Here is an 18,063-nt window from a genome sequence, read left to right as displayed (position 1 = left end):
TAATACAACTTATGTTAAAAATCAAAGATGAACTGTTCTGTATTTTGAGCTAAAGCGGCCATTTCAAAATATTATTGCATTTTGATTTAGCGCCCTACTGGTTCGGTCAACACATCCCAATCCTATGGGGTGCAGGAGCCGGACAAAATAGGAGTCGATACCAAAAACAATGTTTGAGTGAGTATATCTTGAGCGCGCGACATTGAAAAGTTCTTCATCGGATGCATCGGGCCATTTCGAAACCTTTATTCCAAATTCCTCTAAATATGGTCGATCCAACACCAAAAAGAATTCTTTGTAACTTAAGCATTTGGTTTTTTTCATTATTAATATGCTTCTTACTTGCTCTCTATAACGCGTAACATAGGCATCATCTACAGATATTTCGTCAAAATATAGTTGCTCCCGTCTCAGTATTCCCTTCCGAACCTTCGAAAATTCAAGGTGTAGATCCACAGTTGAATTTTTGGCTCTGGTTCTATTGCTTTTCCGATTTTGACTGAATTCTATCACGCCCCGTGGAATTGCTCCATGAATTATGATGAGGCTTCCATCTGAAACACTTAGTGTACTTGCCGCAGGCACGATATAATTAGCACAAGAAGATATGCATTTTTCCCGAACTTCAACCTCTGCCTGATCTTTATGGATGCGCCGTCCGATCTGCATGGCACTATCCGCATCTCCTCCATTGCTATTAACAATTACCTTTTTTATCCTGCCTTTATATCTTTGAAATATTTTGTAGCTTTCTACGGAAATTATGCCGCTTACACAGGCCACTCCATTTGCAGTAATTTCAGTTGTATTGGATTTGTCACTGCACCGAATTTCGTTACTTAGTGTTTGAGGTCCGGGCTCCGCCAACTGGAGGCTTTCCAGATTTGCAGCGGAAATCACTGACAATGCGGCAACTGTTGAAATAACGAACATTTGCGTCCCCTTGCCAGAGCCTAATGTGGGCTCAAAACTAACAAGCCACTCTTGCTAGTTCGCGACCGATGGCCCGACAACCCAGTTGGCAAATCCGTTAACGCTCCGGTCGGTTTGAGCACCAGAATTCAGAAGATTGTTATAAGTTTGATAGAGACCTGCCATATTCATGCCGTTAGCCGAAGGATAGTATCCGCGCTCCGTCAAAGCTATTGCGAGCGACACTCTGGCGCTGGCATCGGGTATAAGCTGCTGCATCAACAAGGTGTTTACAGCCGTATAATTTGCTTCATAGATTACTTGATCGTCGGTCGGTAAAAGCGAAGCAGTTATGGACCAAGAGCCATCAGCATTTTGCTCAGCGTTTCCATAGCCGCCGCCGAAGTTAAAGAAACTTCTTTCTAGGGCCGTTTCCATCGAACTCGAAGATGGATCAGTGCGGGTTAATGCTTGGACAAGGATTTCCTCTCCGTCATATTGGGGTCCATTATCAACGAGCAAGTATTGATTTGTGCCGCCTATAAAGACGGTGCCCATTTCTGAACCGGTTAAGGCACTTCCGACCTCGCTGGTGCGAAAACGTTGCCCATTTACGATGATTTCTCCACCCTGTTGACCATCACCACCGAAAACGAAATCAAGTTCTTCCTTATTTAGTTCGCGCAACATAGGTTTGCTCTCCTCCTACAGCCTACAACCGATCAAATACCGCTGATCGGCCAATTATACATAGTATTACAATTTATAATTGGCAATGGCGTTGGCGGCTGCTATTTCCTGGGCATGCAATTGTTCCGTGATGAGGTATTCGAAACTCGCAAGCAAAAGTTAAATGGTGAAGTTGTTCTACGCGAACCGATCTCCACCAAAATCGATCCTATGATAGAGCGCACTGTGATGAAGTCGCTCGCCGAGCTGAGTAGAGCGATCCTGATTTGCTCTCACCAACCTTCGGCACGTTCTCATTCTTAGGGCCATTCGGCGAAAGTATGGGGATGATGTTGGGGCATATGGCCAGATGGCCAACGTACGAGGAGTAAAGGTAATGAGTAACTTGCGTGAAATTAGTGTCGATGAATGCAGAGCGGTATTTGGGGGCAACAGTGATAACGAAGAGCCCATAATCACCGTGAGTGGCAGTAAGCTCTATTATGATTCCACGCTGATTTGGGATTTCCAACAAGACATTGGATTTGGGTCAGGTGTATTTGGACCTGCCGGAAACGGTGGCTTCGGCAACCTGACGCTTCCCGAGGGATGGGATTTGGGATGGGTGGATACCGATAATGACGGCGTTCTAGACTCTCCGGAGATCGTCGTAATTGCTTCGGTGCCATCAGACACGGGTAGTTGGTATGGAGGTGGTTGGATCGCTGGCGTGTTTGGAGCCAGCGTTAGTGGCGCAACTGGACAAACTAATGCTAGTGCGGGTGTCGGCTTAGGGGGTGGTTATTTTATTGGGTATAGTAGCGATGGCGCCACGGCACAAAACAATGGAGACAACACCCAACTGCAATCCCCTGATATAATTTATGCCTTCGATTTCGACCCCTTCACAATTGGCATAGGGATAAATGCAGGCATTTACCTGCCCATATTCGAAAAGCATAATACACAACAATAACCTACATTTTAAATAATCTATTTGGCATTAATAGAAAATATATTGGCCGGTAATTGTTATCGGCCAATATATTAATTTAAATGGAGCCATTTATGCTTTTACTAATGAACTCAATAAAATACTTTCTGATCATAAGTATGCTATACTCATGCAGTTCATCAGGAATTGAAACAAATCATATTTTTGTTTCAGGGCCTACTGATGCGAAGATGCTTTTCAAAATCAAGAATGCAGCGTCTTTAGGAGTGAAAAACATAATCATCAATAGCCGAGGAGGACGAGAATCAATCGCGCTAGACATTTCCGAGATTATAGAAAATAATAAAATGAACCTAATAATCAAAGGAGCTTGCACATCGGCATGCGCACAATATTTGATGGTCGCGGCATCAAAGGTTAGAATTTCAGAGAATTCTATTGTAAGTTTTCATTTAAATAGCTTCGGCATATTAAAGATTGTCAGGACAGAAGATATAAGAATATTTAATCTCAAAGAGATTGAGAGCAATAGTAATCGAGCGAAAGATTTATATTTAAGAAAAGGCGTATCGTTAAGTCTTTTAGAAAATTCCACGTATCAAGTGGAACCAATTTGCATCGAACGTAGCCAGCTTGGTGAAAAATTGATAAATAAATACGACTTTTGGATACCAAATTCTGAATATCTATCAATTTCAGGTTTCAAATTTGAAGGATTTTGGCCTAGAAATATAGATGAGGCAGATCACTTAGTAAATCAGCACAATATCAGTGGCACCAAATATAAATTTGGATCGAATAACAAAATTTATCTGAAAAATATTATACAAAATTGTAGATAAAATATGCTATCTATATTTAATTTAAAAGAAAACCAGTCCTAAAACAATTCCTAATAACACATTAGCAATTAATTGTTCTATTATTAATTCTTGGTTTTCTATGCAAGATTTAGATAATGAGCTAATATTACAAATTATTACTGCAGCTGACATATATTTAATTTTTTTCATTCCAAAACACACCATGGCATAATTTCTGGTTAAACGATAAAATCGAACATCTGAGCATAAGGGCCAAATCCAAGCAAGGCATAGACGAGTCAATCCTGTTAAATCCGTACTAATAATCAACAGCATCTAAGCCCTAGTTTGAGCATTTATACATAGTATTGCAATTTATAATTTGCATCGTCAGAGCCTGCTGCTAATCGCTTGTAAATGAAGCTATTTCGTGACGAGGTATTTGAAGCTCGCAAACAAAGACTTTATGGCGAGATTGTCCTAAGCGAACCATTATCAACCAAAATCATGGTCGGCGCTCTTATCGCCGTAATTGGAATTGCGGCAGCTTGGATAACGCAAGGCTCTTATTCGCGTGTTGAGACGGTCCCCGGCATATTAGTTACGGACCAGCCAACATCTAAAATCTATGCTTCGCAGCCTGGAATTGTGACGCACTTGGCTGTGGTCGACGGGAGCCTCGTCAAAAAAGGTGATCGGATCGCAGTAATAAAGCTAGACCGTCAAAGCGAAAATGGGTTCGATATTTTGAATCAAAGCGCGGTTTCCGTCGACGAGCGTTTACGCTTGGGCGAAGAGCAAATCAGCATAGCAAAGCAGCGCGTCGGATTTGAAAGGAAGCGTCTCAACGCTGTCATAAAATCATCTACGCAGCAGGTCGCTAGCTTAGCACATCAAATCGAATTGCAAGAGCAGGTCGTCGCATCAAACCGTCAAATCTTCGAACAAATTGCTAAGGTCGTAGACCGTGGCTTTGTAAGCAAAGTCGAATTTGAACGTCGACGCCAAACACTTATTGCAGCAGAGCAACAGCTTGAAAGTTTAAAACAGCAGCGCCTATCGAAGCAGTCAGAATCTACACAAGCCGCATCCCAGATTGCAGTGCTTCCAATCGATGCGGCGAGAGGCAGAGGCGAAATTAGATCGCAACAATTTGCACTCGAACAGGAACGAACGCAAATTGAAGGTGAACGCAGCTATGTTGTCACCGCTCCTATTTCGGGACGCGTCACAGCAGTGCAAACTGCGATTGGCCGCGTTGCGACAGGCCAAGCCCCTATGTTAGTGATAGTTCCGCAAGGCACCATCTTGCGAGCAGAACTCTACGCACCAACAAGTGCCATAGGTTTTGTTCAGCCTGGGCAAGAAACGCGGCTACTTTTCGATGCATTCCCATATCAACGCTTTGGGAGTTTTGCGGGCAAAGTTTCATCTGTGTCGCAAACAGTGTTCGACCCGCGCGAAACGGATGTTCCTATCAAGCTGGAGAGCGCGGTCTACCGAATATCTGTAGATATTTCGCAGCAGCAAGTGACCGGTTACGGCAAACGCATTCCATTGCAATCCGGCATGACGTTAAAGGCAAATATAGTGCTGGAACGCCAATCATTTCTGGATTGGATCCTTACCCCGCTAAACGCCGTGAAAAAGCGGACAGCATGACCGCGATACTTGATCTGATCGAGTTTCAAGGTGCAAGGCGGACGCCTTATATCGCCCAAAATGAAGCTAGTGAATGCGGCTTAGCCTGTCTTGCCATGGTGGCAAGTTACCACGGCTACAAGACGGACTTGCTGGCATTACGCCAGCGCTACGGGACGTCGCTTAAAGGTGCAACACTCAAAGATTTGATGGAAGTGGCGGAACGCTTGGGATTTAGCGCCCGTCCACTGCGCGGTGACATTGATGACCTCATCCACTTATCATTGCCATCGATCTTGCACTGGAACCTCAACCACTTCGTAGTTCTTACAAAGATAACCAAAAGCTTTAGCGGTGTCCGCTTTCACATCCATGACCCGGCTCGCGGTGCATTGTTGTTAACTCGAGACGAATTTTCACGTCATTTTACGGGTGTTATTTTGGACCTGTTAAAGTCTGAATCGTTTCGCCCTAAAATTGAACAGTCAAAATTGCGAATTTCGCAGCTTTGGTCATCAATGTCGGGGTTCTGGTCGACAATCTGGCAAGTCGTAATGCTCTCGGTCGTCCTTCAATTGGCGGCGCTGGCAACTCCGTTCTTCCTGCAAATTTCCATCGACACTGTGTTCCCAAGTTTTGACCGGGATCTGCTACTCATGTTAGCGCTCGGATTCGGCGGTCTTGCTATCATCAATTTTTTGGCAGGCTGGTTGCGATCACTTGTGCTGGTCACACTCAATAACGCACTTTCCTATCAAGTGACAGTCAACCTGTTCCGTCATCTGATGCGTTTGCCGTTACCGTGGTTTGAAAAACGGCATGTCGGCGACATCGTATCGCGGTTCGGTTCGACATTACCGATCACACAATTGCTGTCTCAAGGTATGATCGCCGCATTCATCGACGGCGTAATGGCGTTGCTGACCCTTACCTTGATGTTTGTCTATTCACCATTATTGGGCATGGTCGCGTTTGGGGCACTGCTACTATATGCTGGCCTGCGCGCAGGTTTTCTTCAGGCGCTTCGGTTCCGTAACATCGACGCTATCACGACGGCAGCCAAGGAAAACACGCTTTTCATCGAATCCATTCGCGGAATTTCCGCGATCAAATCATTCGGTCAGGAAGGCAATCGGCAACGGATCTGGCAAAAGGCCAAGGCCGACGCGGTCAATGCCCAAATCAAGCTGGGGCGGTTAAGTGCCGGGTTCGATGCAGCCGCGCAGTTGACCCTTGCCGTCGAGCGGGTGCTGTTTGTCTATCTGGCGATATCGCTGGCTTTAGATGCGCAGATGTCAATTGGTATGCTCTTCGCCTTACAAGCTTACAAACAGCAATTTCTCGATACTGGCGTCAGGCTCATAGAACAGGCGATGAACTTCAGTATCATCAAGGTTCATTTGAGCCGGATATCGGACATCGCTTTATCCAAGCAGAAGAACGAAGGGCTGGAATCGCCTGCAGCCACTCCTGAATTTGGCACCGGACTTGAGCTGCGCAACGTCCGCTTTCGCTACTCACATGCCGATCCGGAAGTTCTCAAAGGCGTAAATCTGTCGATTAAGTCCGGCGAGGTTCTCGGCATGGCAGGGCCGTCTGGTGGCGGCAAGACGACGCTAATCAAGATTATCAAGGGCCTGGTCGAGCCGACCACGGGGCAAGTGCTATTGAACGGTCGATCGCTAAACAGTTATGAGCCGACAAAGCTCAGCGAGTTGATCGGCTATGTGGCGCAGGATGACTCGCTATATGCAGGGACCATCGCAGAAAACATCTCATTCTTCGATCCCTACGCAGCCTTGGTTGACATTCACGCCGCGGCGAAGCTCGCTCATGTTCACGACGACATCATGGCGATGCCGATGCAATATGAATCGCTTGTCGGCGATATGGGCTCGACACTATCCGGTGGGCAAAAACAGCGCGTATGCATCGCACGCGCCATATACCGCAAACCTGCCTTGTTAATTCTCGATGAAGGCACAGCCAACATCGATCCTATGATGGAGCATGGGCTGATGCAATCGCTCGCCGAGCTGAACATCGCGATCCTGATCTGCTCCCACCAGCCTTCGGCAATATCTCACGCACAGCGCCTCGTTGCACTGCTGGGTGGGCAATTGGTGGAGCATAATGCAGCAAAAATAATGGAGCGAACGGCACCGTAATGCACTTAAACACGAACTCCGCCGCATTTGATTTTTGTCAACTTGCAGGGACAAATCAACAAATGCTCAGCGAGAATTGGGCAGCAGATGGTGACTATGATGGTGACGGCAGCCTTAATAGCATAGACAATGAAGATAACCGCACGATTGTGGCAAACGGGTTGACGGCCCGCGCTCCTCGAAGCGACGCTGACGGATATGATTTAGAAAAATTTGCACTAACTTATCAACCGGGTTCAGAAATATCCAAATTTGGCTATTCTATACAATCCAAAAAGCTGCCATGTGTCATACGTAGTGATACTATCATTAGGCGCATGAGGCACTTTATGGGCTCAGTTAAATCGTTGGCGATGCCAGACATGGCCGTACCCTGCGCGCTTGCCACGTTGAATGAATTAACAGGCATCTGCAACGCAGCCCCCAACGTCGCCCCCATAATGGAGCATGCCTTGATCAAGCCGCTTGTAGATCTGAACATCGCGAAGCTGATTTGCTCACGCCAGCCTTTTGCGATCGCTTACGCAAAACATTTAACTGCGCTGCTCAGAGGTAAGTTCCAAAACATTCGTCAACCGGCCATTCTGAAAGGAGGTTAAGCAGGTTTGATATAATTAGATATTTAGACTCAAAATTGATGGAGAATAAAAATGAGAAAATTAAATGATTTAGAAGTTCTTTGTGTATCTGGCACCGGAGTGTTTGAGACAGCTGGCAGTACTATCGGCGGCGCGATTGGAGGAGCAGCAGGCAGCCAAAGTGGCGCTGTTGTAGGAGCCGAAATTGGATTAGCTGTTTGTGCCCCTCTAGGCCCTGAGGCTTCCGCAGGCTGTGCAGCTGTTGGATATTTTTATGGTCGAGACCACGGAACGATTGCTGGGGCAACTGCGGGAGCGGTCCTTGGCGGCGAGATTGGAGCGGCAATAGATGATCTGATCGCCGAATATGGTGACGATATTTTGAATACTCTAGGGGGCTTCTATGATGAGTTGGTGGACGGTGCTAGCTGGATATCTGATTGGATCAGATCTTTACTCATGGATGTAGGCAACGGTAACGGCGGTGGTTTCCAAGTTCCTCAAACCGTTGATGGATAGAATTTAAATAAGATGGGCGTTTTGTCGGAAATGAAAAACGCCCATCCCAATTTAATAATTCATCTGGGAAAATTCCATGAGTGAAAAAAAATTGAATATATTTTCGTTGGTAATTTGTATTTTAATAATTATAAGTTATTTAACATCAAAAAATACTTCGATTAACAATATATTAAGCATTTTGTTTGTTATACTATTTTCAACTATTTTTTCTTTTCGAAAGGATGTTGTGCCAATTGATGGAAATAAAGATAGGATAGTTAATATTAACATGCTGATATTTTATTTTTTTCCGGTATTGTTTCTTATTTATTTGTTTGTGATATATGTTTTTCAAATTGATATCAACCTAAGGTATATTGCGCTTGGAGCGGCCTTTGCCGTACCAATGTACCTTAAGCTTTCGTTGGCCTAGATAGCGTGTGCGGTTTTTTGCCATTCGAACGTTTGGAATTTAGTTCCAAGCTACGGTTAGGAAATCATAGTCCGCCACCATCTATTTCACAAAATGCCGAGTAGTTGCAAATATCAATAGATGCGCAGCTTTGGCTAATTTCCTCCCGCCCGGGCGGGGTTTATCGTATTGGTAACGGGAGCTGCTTTGGGTGGGTATTTTACCATTCCAAACTGCCTACCGGCGCCAGTCACGCCGACAGGTTAAACAGGCCTTGTAACTATGAAGTTTAAAGTGGTCGTACTATCCGCTCTACTGACCGGATGCGGAAACTCCGCAGTATCGAAAACAGACTATGCCGTTTTGACCGGTCGAATTAATGAACAGATGTTAGCGGAAGTTTCAAAGAATATAGACGGAATACATAGTATTGTTATCACTAGTCAAGGTGGCGATTCTTCATCTGCAATGGATCTGGCTAGGTTGATTTATGATCACCATATCCACATAAGAGTGGAAAAATATTGCCTGTCGGCATGCGCTCAATATATTTTGCCGAGTGCAAAAACCATAGAGTTTGTCGACAAGCCAATAGTTGGATTGCATCAAAGTCCAATATCCATCCGTAATTTCTATGAACGACAGAATGTCAATATCGATCAATTGGATTTTGATCTGGCAAAAAAAGAAGAAGAGTTTTTCAGGCATATCAATCTGAAAACAGATATTGCAACGCAGCCGCTGCATTATTTGGATATCTTATGTTACACAAAAAAGAACGGCCGTGCTGCGATCGCTAGTAAGTGGGCCTTCTTTATTCCTTCGCCGGATACGTATAAAAGCTGGATAGGCAAAGGCTACACTGGCTCCTTTGCGTATACAAAATCTGATGTCATTGATAGTTCGAGCCGGCATATCCCGGAGAGCGTGAGTATGGCTGTAATCACCGAAGACGAGGCAATTTGGAGACCATTTAAAACGGTTTCGAAGTGCCCAGCAACCTGATTTCAGCGTCGTGCAATATTGGTCAAAAAAGAGCTATCATTCATTAGAAATGTATATCTGTCGATAAAGGATGATTAATTGAAAATTGCGTTTCACATTTCTATATTATGTTTTACTGTATCTAGTGTATTATTTTCATATCTAAATAACAATTTTATAAGTATATTTTACATATTAATTCTTAATATTATTATATATTTTATATTAATATCAATATATTTTATTTACAAGAAGAGCACGAGAGCAATTTTCTTATTATTGATTTCCGCATATCCATTAGCGAAATCTGTGGCATTTTTCGTTGCTATTCAGCAGGTTGGCCTAAGCTATATCAAGTATAGCTTAATCTCATTCACTGGTAGTGCTGTAGTTATAGCATGGTGTGGAATAGAGTATATTCGCAAAAAAATGAACTCTCGGGAAGAGATACATTGACTTGCAATCGTGAAATTTCAACAACTTCGGAGCCATCTATAGCGGCGTACTCATGCAAACCAATGATATGAGTTATGGATTTATAAAATAAAATTGCAGTCCCGGTCGGGATAAATCATCAAATTAAAATATTTCAATTTCGGAATTTATATGAAATATTTCATCCGTTTTATATCTTTGTTTTCATTTATAATGATGTCGTATTATTTGTTCGGCAAATTATGGCGTTACTTGTTGTGAAAAAATTGAGATGAAGACTTGTATTATTTGGGGCCTATTTTTGCCATGACTATGAAAATATTTCTCCCAAGAATGGTGCTTAAATTCTCAACTGCAAAATTCGTTGATCATCAGGGGAAACTTCCCACAAACCCGCAGGATCCTTTTCAATATTCCGTCACATCAACTGCGATAATTCCTCCGTTGTAGAGGCTCGCTACAGGGTCGCCGAAAGTGAGCGTGAAACGGTCTGCAATACTTAATCCGCCAGTGTAGTTCCGAACTGATGGGCTTGTGCTTACATCAGCTGTTCTACCACCAATGTCTACGACTGCCTTCTGACGTTTGATGACCTAACCGCAAGGCAAGGAAGGCAAAAACCCGGGCGGGACGGCAGGGGATAGTTAAAATGACAATCGTTCGTAGCCGGAATCTTTGCGCATGTACGCAGGCTTCCTAGGATTTGTAGGGTTTTAGAGAGGAAGTTGGTTCCCCGGTAAGGATTCGAACCTCAATAGACGGAGTCAGAGTCCGTAGTCTTACCGTTAGACGACCGGGGAACAGTGGGCGGGCCTATATGCCGACGTCGGGGGGCGGTCAACCCGCTGAATCACTGGCCTTGCACGAGATTTGCAAAAATCTTGATATTTTAACCTGTTCAGCGTAGCACTGGCGTCAGGTACCGGCGGGTTATCCGAACCGGATAGAAAATAAGAAGAGAGTTACGGCCATGGGCGAAAATATCGCACCATCGCCGCATAAGGCACGTGGGCGTAAAGGCAGGAAATCGCCCCGTCGCAAGAAAGCGGCACCAAGGGCTGCTAATGGGCAGCCGGCTTCGGCCAATGTCGCTGCGCGTTCCGCAAAGCGACCATCCCAAAATGCACGCGCTACAGCAGACGCAGCCTATCAGGCCCAGCCGGAAATGGCAGGCGCCGAAGAGGCGAAGGAAAGCGCGCTTTCCCGGCGTAACTGGTTTGAACGGACGGCCTATGCCGCGCTTGACCTTGGCACGAACAACTGCCGGTTGCTGATCGCCAAAGCTGGCGGTGATGACTTTACGGTGGTTGATGCCTTTTCCCGCGTTGTCCGCTTGGGCGAAGGCCTGACCTCGACCGGACGGATGAGCGACGAGGCCATGGATCGCGCGGTTGAAGCTTTATCGGTTTGTGCGGAAAAGCTGAAAAAACGGAATGTCGTTCTTGCGCGGTCGGTGGCGACCGAAGCATGCCGTCAGGCCGTGAACGGAGCGCAGTTTATCGAGCGCGTAAAGCGTGAAACCGGCATACATCTTGATATCATAAGCCCCAAGGAAGAGGCGCGCCTTGCGGTGATGGGCTGCCACGCCCTGCTTGAGGAAGGCGAGGGGCCTGCCCTGATTTTTGACATAGGCGGTGGTTCGACCGAGCTTGTCCTGGTGTCGACCGACGGTGTTGTACCCGAAATACTGGACTGGGTCAGCGTGCCGTGGGGTGTCGTGTCGCTGACCGAAAGCGAACGGCAGGATTCGGACGATCCGGACAGTCTCGCCGCAACCTATCAGGCGATGCGGGACAAGGTGAGCGCAAGCTTTGCGGAATTTGCCGCGCGGCTGCCCAAGGACGGCGGGCATCATCGGTTGCTTGGAACATCGGGGACTGTCACGACTCTGGCCAGCGTCTATCTGAAACTGCAAAGCTATGACCGCCGTGCCGTGGACGGGCTGCACCTGCCCACAGAGGCGATGCGCGCCATCAGCCGTGAACTGGCGAGCCGGCCAATCAAGGGGCGCGCGGAGTTTCCCACAATCGGCCATGAACGGGCCGACCTCGTCGTTGCGGGATGCGCCATATTGGAATCCATTTTTGATATCTGGCCCGGTGAACGTCTGGGCGTTGCGGATCGCGGGATCCGTGAAGGCATATTGCGCGCCCTGATGGCGAGCGATGCCAAGCGTCGTAACCGGCGTAACTGATATGGCGGACAATCTCTTTGGCGGGAAAAATTCCGGCCGCAGCGTTGCGGGCCGGCAAAAGGTCAAAACAGCCAAAAGGCGCACCGTGCAATCGGCCCGCTGGTTGGAAAGACAGTTGAACGACCCCTATGTGCGCCGCGCCCAATCGGAAGGCTTTCGCAGCCGCGCAGCCTATAAGCTGATCGAACTGGACGAGAAATTCCATATCTTGCGCGGTAAGCGCGCGGTGGTTGATCTGGGCGTTGCACCGGGCGGCTGGGCGCAGGTCGTGCGTCGCCAGATCCCGAAAGCGGCTGTTGTCGGTATCGACCTGTTACCCGTCGAACCGCTGGAAGGGGTTACCCTGTTCGAGATGGATTTCATGCACGATAGCGCGCCCGATCGCCTCATCGAGGCGCTGGGCGGGGCGCCGGACCTGATCCTGTCGGATATGGCGGCCAATACTGTCGGACATAAGCAGACCGACCATCTGAGGACGATGGGGCTGGTCGAGGCGGCTGTGGATTTCGCCGTCAACGTGCTGAAACCCGGTGGCGATTTCGTTGCCAAGGTTTTTGCAGGCGGCACCGACCCTGCCTTGCTGTCGATCCTAAAAAACAACTTCACGACGGTGAAACACGCCAAACCACCCGCCAGCCGCAAGGGCTCGGTCGAATGGTATGTGATTGCGCAGGGGAAGAAAGCCTGACGCCTGTCTTTCACGCGTCAGCCGTCATCCTCATTTCTGTTTGCGTGCCTTGGCAACCGCGTCTTTCAGCGCATCATAGCCCAAGGCACCTTCAAGGATCTGGCTACCGATCACAAATGTGGGCGTGCCGTTGAAACCCACCTGCTGCATCAGCGCCAGATTGCCTTCTATCTCGGCCTTGACCTTGGGTGATGCGGCAAAGCTTTGGGCCGCGGCCATGTTCAGCCCCGCCTTTGTTGCGGCAGCCCTGATCGTGGCCGGGCTTGGCGGGCCTGCGGCGAACATCGCGTCGTGAAACGCCTGATGCTTGCCCTGCGCCGCGGCGGCGAGGGCCCATGCCGCTGCTTCGCGGCTGGCGGGCGACAAAATGGGAAGCTCGCGATAAATCAGGCGAATATTGCCATCATCCTTTAAAAGACGCTTCACGTCGGCGACACTCGCGCGGCAAAATCCGCAGCTATAGTCGGTAAATTCGACCAATGTGACATCACCCTTCGGATTGCCCGCTTCGGCACCGGGGAAGGGCGTGGTCACCTTGTCCTGAACCGATGAAAGCCGTTTGGCAGATTCGCGTTGCTGCAGGATTTCGACCGCTTCGGTAATGATTTCGGGATTTTCCAGCAAAGTGGCCCGGACAAGCGCCTTGGTCGCTTCGCGCTGCGCATCCGACATCCCGGCTGCGGCTACGGCGGAATCTGCGGCGATTGCGGCTAGCTCTGCCTTTGCCCCGGCGGTGGCAGAGGTGTCCGGTGATGGACGGTCAAACAGGTACAGGCCGACGATGATCAGCACGAGAGCCCCCAATGCTGCGATAATCAGGGGGATGCGGTTGTTTTTAACGGTGTCGTTCATGTCGGGGGCTTTACGCGAAAAGGGAAAATTGGCCAGGGTTCACAGGGTGCGGGATTTAACGCCGCCGCTTTTTCAGTTGCGCCAGTTGTGCTTCGGCAACCATGCTGATGTCCTGCGCACGGATCCAGTCGGGCGTATATTCCTGCAGTCCCGCCATCGCCGTCTGCGCATTTGGTAATGCAAATTGGGGTGCACCTTCCATCAGATACCGTTCGGCGCTGGCAAGCGCGGCCCGTGCGGTATCGCCCTTTTGTTCATAGACAACGCCCAACTGGTACCAGGCAAAGGGGTTCTGGTTATCTTTGGTGACCGCAGCCTTCAAAACGGTCGCTGCCTCATCCAGGTTCGATTTGTCTTCGGTGGCGATCAGCGCATGGCCGAATATCGCGGCAATCAACGGCTGGTTACCTGTCAGTTCGACCGCCTTGCGGAGCGGCTGCACCGCTTCGGCCGGCTTTCCGGACTCCAGCAGGATCTGGCCATGAAGTTCGAGGAAATAAGGATCATTGGGCGCGGCTGCGACAAGCGACGAGGATTCCTCCAGCGCCTTTTGCGGATAGGCGCCCTTATGCCAGGCATAGGCGCGGGCATAGCGGGCAGGGACGCTCTTGTCCTTTTCGGGATAGTCCCGCATCGTTGCCTTGGGATCCGCCAAAAAGCCCGTCAGTTTGGCTTTGATGCGTTTAAAGTCATCTTCCCATTTCTGGTTGAGCGGTTTGTTCCAGGCGGGGTCCTTTGAATAGGTATCTTCCAGCACCGAAATACGCTCGCCCGACAAGGGGTGCGTGCGGCCGTAGCTATCCTCCTGCGGAATGCCGAGGCGGAATTCATAATTTTGGAGCGTTTTGAAAAAGTTGATCGAACCTTTGCCCGTAATCCCGGCGGCGGAAAGATAGCGCGCACCGGAGGCGTCTGCGGTACCTTCCTGCGCACGGCTGAACGCCAGAAACTTGCCTAGAGCGGCCTGCTGTCCCGCGGCCATGATTCCCATGCCGGCTTCGCCCGCACCTGCGGCAATGGCGGCGGCCGCCAAGATCAGTGTGGCGATGCTGATCCCGCCGGCTGCACTTGCACCGTCGGAATAGCGGATAACATGGCCACCTTCGATATGGCCGAGTTCGTGGGCGATAACGCCTTGCACTTCATTGGCCGTTTTGGCCGCCTCGATAAGACCGCTGTGGATATAGACAATCTGCCCGCCCGCGACAAAGGCGTTGATCGACCGGTCGTTGATCAGGACAATGTCGACATTGGCAGGATCAAGGCCAGCCGCGCGGATAAGCGGCGCTGAAATTTCTTCGAAAAAGGCTTCGGTCTCGGCATCGCGCAGAATGGATTGCGCCATCGCTGGCTGCACGCACAGGGTCAGGGCGAGGATGCACGCCAAAAGTGCCCGCAGATGGCGAAGTGATATGCTCAACATGTGCGCCGTTGTGGCGTCAACAAAGTGAACAGGCAATGAAGAATCGGTTTGGGCACCACAAAGAAAACCCCGCCGGTTGTCACAGGCGGGGTAATCTTTGTGTAGGGCCGGTTTAATCAACCGAATGTACGCTGCCACCAGCCGGTGCGCGGCGGTGCGTCACTCTCTGCCGCTGATTCAGCGGCGGGCTCTGCTTTCGCCTCCTTTGCAGGGGCTTTTTTACGGGGCGCTTTGGCTTTTGCAGGCGCTGCTTCTTCTGCAACGGCCTCCGGTTCAGCGGCGGGCGTTTCGGCTTTTGCCTTACCGCGCTTCTTCGGCGCCGCCTTTTTGGCAGGCTCGGCCTCTGCCGGCGCTTCGGCAGCTTCCGCTGCGACAGCCTTTTCGGCTTTCGGCTTTGCCCGGCTACGGCGCTTCGGCTTTTCGTCGGCAACCGGTTCGGCAGCTTCCGGTTCTGCCGCAACGACGGCCGGTGCCTCGCTGGTTTCCGCCTCGGTTACACCCGTTTCGGCCTCGCCACGGTCACGGCCGCGTCCGCCTCTGCGGCCACGGCGCGTCTTTGGCTTCGACTCTTCAGATGCCGGTGCTTCTGCTGCATCATTTTGTTCGGTGCTTTCCGCAGCAGCATCGCTCTGGGTTTCGCCATTTTCGGGACGCTCCTCGCGATCGCGCGATTTGCCACCCCGGCGGCCACGGCGACGCTTGCGACGGCGACCTTCGCCACCTTCGCCATTTTCGCGGGGGCGGTCGTCGCGTGCACGGCGCGGTTCGCTGACTTCTTCATCGTCACCTTCGGTGTCGTCGATTTCCTCTTCGAAATCATCCTCTTCGAGGTCGACAATAGGCGGCAAGGCAACAGGAGCTTCCGGCCGCGGGCCGGAACTGCTGACAGCCAGCTTCGCGCCTTCGGTTTCGCCATTGGGGACGATCAGAACGCGGACATGATAGCGTTCCTCGATATCTGCCAGTTCGCTGCGCTTGTTGTTGAGGCAGTAAATCGTCGCTTCCTGGCTGGCTTGCAGGACAATCTGGCTGCCATTGCCCTTTGCGGCTTCCTCTTCGATCAGGCGCAGGGCGGACAAGGCGGCGGACGATGCGGTGCGGACAAGGCCTGTGCCTTCGCAATGCGGGCATTGGCGGGTCGATGCCTCCAGCACGCCGGTCCGCAGACGCTGGCGGCTCATTTCCATCAGGCCGAAGCCCGAGATGCGGCCAACCTGGATCCGCGCGCGGTCGTGTTTCAGCGCTTCCTTCATTGCCCGCTCTACTTTGCGGGCGTTGGAATGATGTTCCATGTCGATAAAGTCGATAACGACCAGACCGGCCATGTCGCGCAAACGCAATTGGCGGGCAATTTCGCGCGCGGCCTCAAGGTTGGTGGAAAGCGCGGTGGCTTCAATGCCATGCTCTTTGGTTGACCGTCCCGAGTTGATGTCGATGGACACCAGCGCTTCGGTCGGGTTGATGACGATATAGCCGCCCGACTTCAACTGCACGATCGGCTGATACATGGCGTTCAGCTGGTCTTCGACATGGTAGCGCTGGAACAAGGGAACGGGGTCCGCATAATGCTGCACACGCTTGGCGTGGCTTGGCATCAGCAACTTCATGAAATCCTTGGCCGCCTTATATCCTTCGGCGCCTTCGACAAAAACTTCCTCGATATCCTTGTTATAGATGTCGCGGATGGCGCGCTTGATCAGATCGCTGTCGGTGTGGATCAGCATGGGCGCGGAACCGCGCAGCGTACGCTCACGGATTTCATCCCACAAACGTGCGAGATAATCGAAATCGCGTTTGATCTCGGGTTTTGTCCGGGCAAGTCCGGCGGTGCGGATGATGCAGCCCATGGTCGCGGGCAGGGTGAGGTCGGAAATGATCGACTTCAGGCGCTTGCGGTCGGCGGCGCTGTGGATTTTGCGGCTGATGCCGCCACCATGCGAGGTGTTGGGCATCAGGACACAATAGCGGCCTGCAAGGCTGAGATAGGTGGTCAGCGCCGCGCCTTTATTTCCACGCTCTTCCTTGACGACCTGGACCAGCAACACCTGGCGGCGGTGGATAACGTCCTGGATTTTGTAACGGCGACGCAGGTTCATGCGCTTGGCACGTACTTCGTCGCTCGCCTTGGGCGCACGGCCTTCGCCGCCATTGCGTCCGCCGCGGCCACGACGGCGGCGGTTGTTGCGCGAACCGGCTTCGTCACGCGCATTTTCTTCTGCGGTATCGTCGCCATTGGTGCTGAGATCAGGCTCTTCACCCTCGCTCATGTCGATGGTTTCGACGCTGTCGTCGCTCTCGATCTCGATGAAATCGGATACTTCGTCTTCGCGCTCTTCCGAACCCTGCATGATGTCGGAAGGCTCTTCGCTCTCTTCCTCTTCCTGCTCGCGAAGTGCGGCTTCTTCCGCAGCAGCCTCGGCTTCTTCGGCCAAGAGACGCTCGCGGTCTTCTTTCGGTATCTGGTAATAGTCAGGATGGATTTCGGCAAAAGCCAGGAATCCGTGGCGGTTGCCGCCATAATCGACGAATGCCGCCTGAAGCGACGGTTCGACCCGGGTTACTTTTGCGAGATAGATATTGCCTTTGAGCTGCTTGTGCTCGGCTGACTCAAAATCAAACTCCTCAATCCGGTTTCCTGTAACGACGGCGACCCGGGTCTCTTCCCGGTGACGCGCGTCGATGAGCATACGCGTGGTCATTGAATTTACTCCAGCGAGTGACCGCTCCGGTTGTCAGCCGTCGGCCGCCCGCCCTATTGTTGATGCCAGGCCGCATCGGACGCGGGGCGTCGGCGTCGGCATGGCGATATGGTGGATAAGAAAAAATTGCGTCTGCTGCTTGCGCATGG

Annotated in this window: 14 protein-coding genes and 1 tRNA gene; 9 read left to right on the top strand and 6 right to left on the bottom strand. The window is 50.4% G+C overall.

Annotation, left to right across the window (positions count from 1 at the left end; translation table 11 throughout):
* Positions 1 to 63: 63 nt before the first annotated feature.
* Both FOM92_RS06060 and FOM92_RS06055 read right to left on the bottom strand, forming a co-directional pair.
* On the bottom strand, positions 64 to 933 hold the full coding sequence (locus FOM92_RS06060) for a Clp protease/crotonase-like domain-containing protein (protein ID WP_143775868.1): 870 nt from the start codon (positions 931 to 933) through the stop codon (positions 64 to 66).
* 54 nt (positions 934 to 987) lie between these two features.
* Positions 988 to 1,602, bottom strand: coding sequence for a hypothetical protein (locus FOM92_RS06055; RefSeq protein ID WP_143775867.1), 615 nt, complete (start codon positions 1,600 to 1,602; stop codon positions 988 to 990).
* 376 nt (positions 1,603 to 1,978) lie between these two features.
* Here FOM92_RS06055 and FOM92_RS06050 point away from each other — a divergent pair, with 376 nt between their 5' ends.
* From FOM92_RS06050 to FOM92_RS06020, 7 genes are all read left to right on the top strand, one after another.
* Entirely contained in the window at positions 1,979 to 2,557 is a 579-nt protein-coding gene (locus FOM92_RS06050) for a hypothetical protein (protein ID WP_143775866.1), read from the top strand.
* Positions 2,558 to 2,649: 92 nt separating this feature from the next.
* Entirely contained in the window at positions 2,650 to 3,378 is a 729-nt protein-coding gene (locus tag FOM92_RS06045) for a hypothetical protein (protein WP_143775865.1), read from the top strand.
* 378 nt (positions 3,379 to 3,756) lie between these two features.
* Positions 3,757 to 5,001, top strand: coding sequence for an HlyD family secretion protein (locus FOM92_RS06040; protein ID WP_143775864.1), 1,245 nt, complete (start codon positions 3,757 to 3,759; stop codon positions 4,999 to 5,001).
* The gene (locus tag FOM92_RS06035; protein ID WP_143775863.1) at positions 4,998 to 7,148 is read left to right on the top strand and encodes a peptidase domain-containing ABC transporter; all 2,151 of its coding nucleotides are present in this window, start codon (positions 4,998 to 5,000) and stop codon (positions 7,146 to 7,148) included. Before FOM92_RS06040 ends, FOM92_RS06035 begins: the two co-directional genes overlap by 4 nt.
* Positions 7,148 to 7,747 (top strand): hypothetical protein, encoded by a 600-nt coding sequence (locus FOM92_RS06030; RefSeq protein ID WP_143775862.1) that lies wholly within the window; start codon positions 7,148 to 7,150, stop codon positions 7,745 to 7,747. The genes FOM92_RS06035 and FOM92_RS06030 overlap by 1 nt, the downstream gene beginning before the upstream one ends.
* Before the next feature lie 51 nt (positions 7,748 to 7,798).
* Complete coding sequence (locus FOM92_RS06025) at positions 7,799 to 8,245, top strand: hypothetical protein (RefSeq protein WP_143775861.1); 447 nt, start codon at positions 7,799 to 7,801, stop codon at positions 8,243 to 8,245.
* Positions 8,246 to 8,921: 676 nt separating this feature from the next.
* On the top strand, positions 8,922 to 9,644 hold the full coding sequence (locus FOM92_RS06020; protein ID WP_143775860.1) for a hypothetical protein: 723 nt from the start codon (positions 8,922 to 8,924) through the stop codon (positions 9,642 to 9,644).
* 1,140 nt (positions 9,645 to 10,784) lie between these two features.
* Here the strand turns inward: FOM92_RS06020 and FOM92_RS06015 are convergent.
* Positions 10,785 to 10,858, bottom strand: a tRNA-Gln gene (locus FOM92_RS06015).
* Between the two features lie 365 nt (positions 10,859 to 11,223).
* Here FOM92_RS06015 and FOM92_RS06010 point away from each other — a divergent pair.
* The gene (locus FOM92_RS06010) at positions 11,224 to 12,252 is read left to right on the top strand and encodes a Ppx/GppA phosphatase family protein (protein WP_246087218.1); all 1,029 of its coding nucleotides are present in this window, start codon (positions 11,224 to 11,226) and stop codon (positions 12,250 to 12,252) included.
* A 1-nt stretch (position 12,253) separates the two neighbouring features.
* Entirely contained in the window at positions 12,254 to 12,940 is a 687-nt protein-coding gene (locus FOM92_RS06005) for an RlmE family RNA methyltransferase (RefSeq protein ID WP_143776342.1), read from the top strand.
* Positions 12,941 to 12,970: 30 nt separating this feature from the next.
* On the opposite strand, the gene FOM92_RS06000 is transcribed toward FOM92_RS06005, so the two are convergent.
* The 3 genes from FOM92_RS06000 to FOM92_RS05990 form a co-directional block, all read right to left on the bottom strand.
* Positions 12,971 to 13,792, bottom strand: a complete 822-nt coding sequence (locus FOM92_RS06000) for a DsbA family protein (protein WP_143775858.1) — start codon at positions 13,790 to 13,792, stop codon at positions 12,971 to 12,973.
* A 55-nt stretch (positions 13,793 to 13,847) separates the two neighbouring features.
* Positions 13,848 to 15,215, bottom strand: a complete 1,368-nt coding sequence (locus FOM92_RS05995) for a M48 family metalloprotease (RefSeq protein ID WP_143775857.1) — start codon at positions 15,213 to 15,215, stop codon at positions 13,848 to 13,850.
* Positions 15,216 to 15,331: 116 nt separating this feature from the next.
* Positions 15,332 to 17,914: an Rne/Rng family ribonuclease gene (locus FOM92_RS05990; protein WP_143775856.1), complete on the bottom strand. Its 2,583-nt coding sequence runs from the start codon at positions 17,912 to 17,914 to the stop codon at positions 15,332 to 15,334.
* Between the last annotated feature and the right edge of the window lie 149 nt (positions 17,915 to 18,063).

Source organism: Sphingorhabdus contaminans, assembly GCF_007280415.1.
In the GTDB taxonomy this organism is placed as follows: Bacteria; Pseudomonadota; Alphaproteobacteria; order Sphingomonadales; family Sphingomonadaceae; genus Sphingorhabdus_B; species Sphingorhabdus_B contaminans.
Note: the sequence above shows the minus strand (reverse complement) of the source record. Positions and strands in the feature narration are given on the sequence as shown.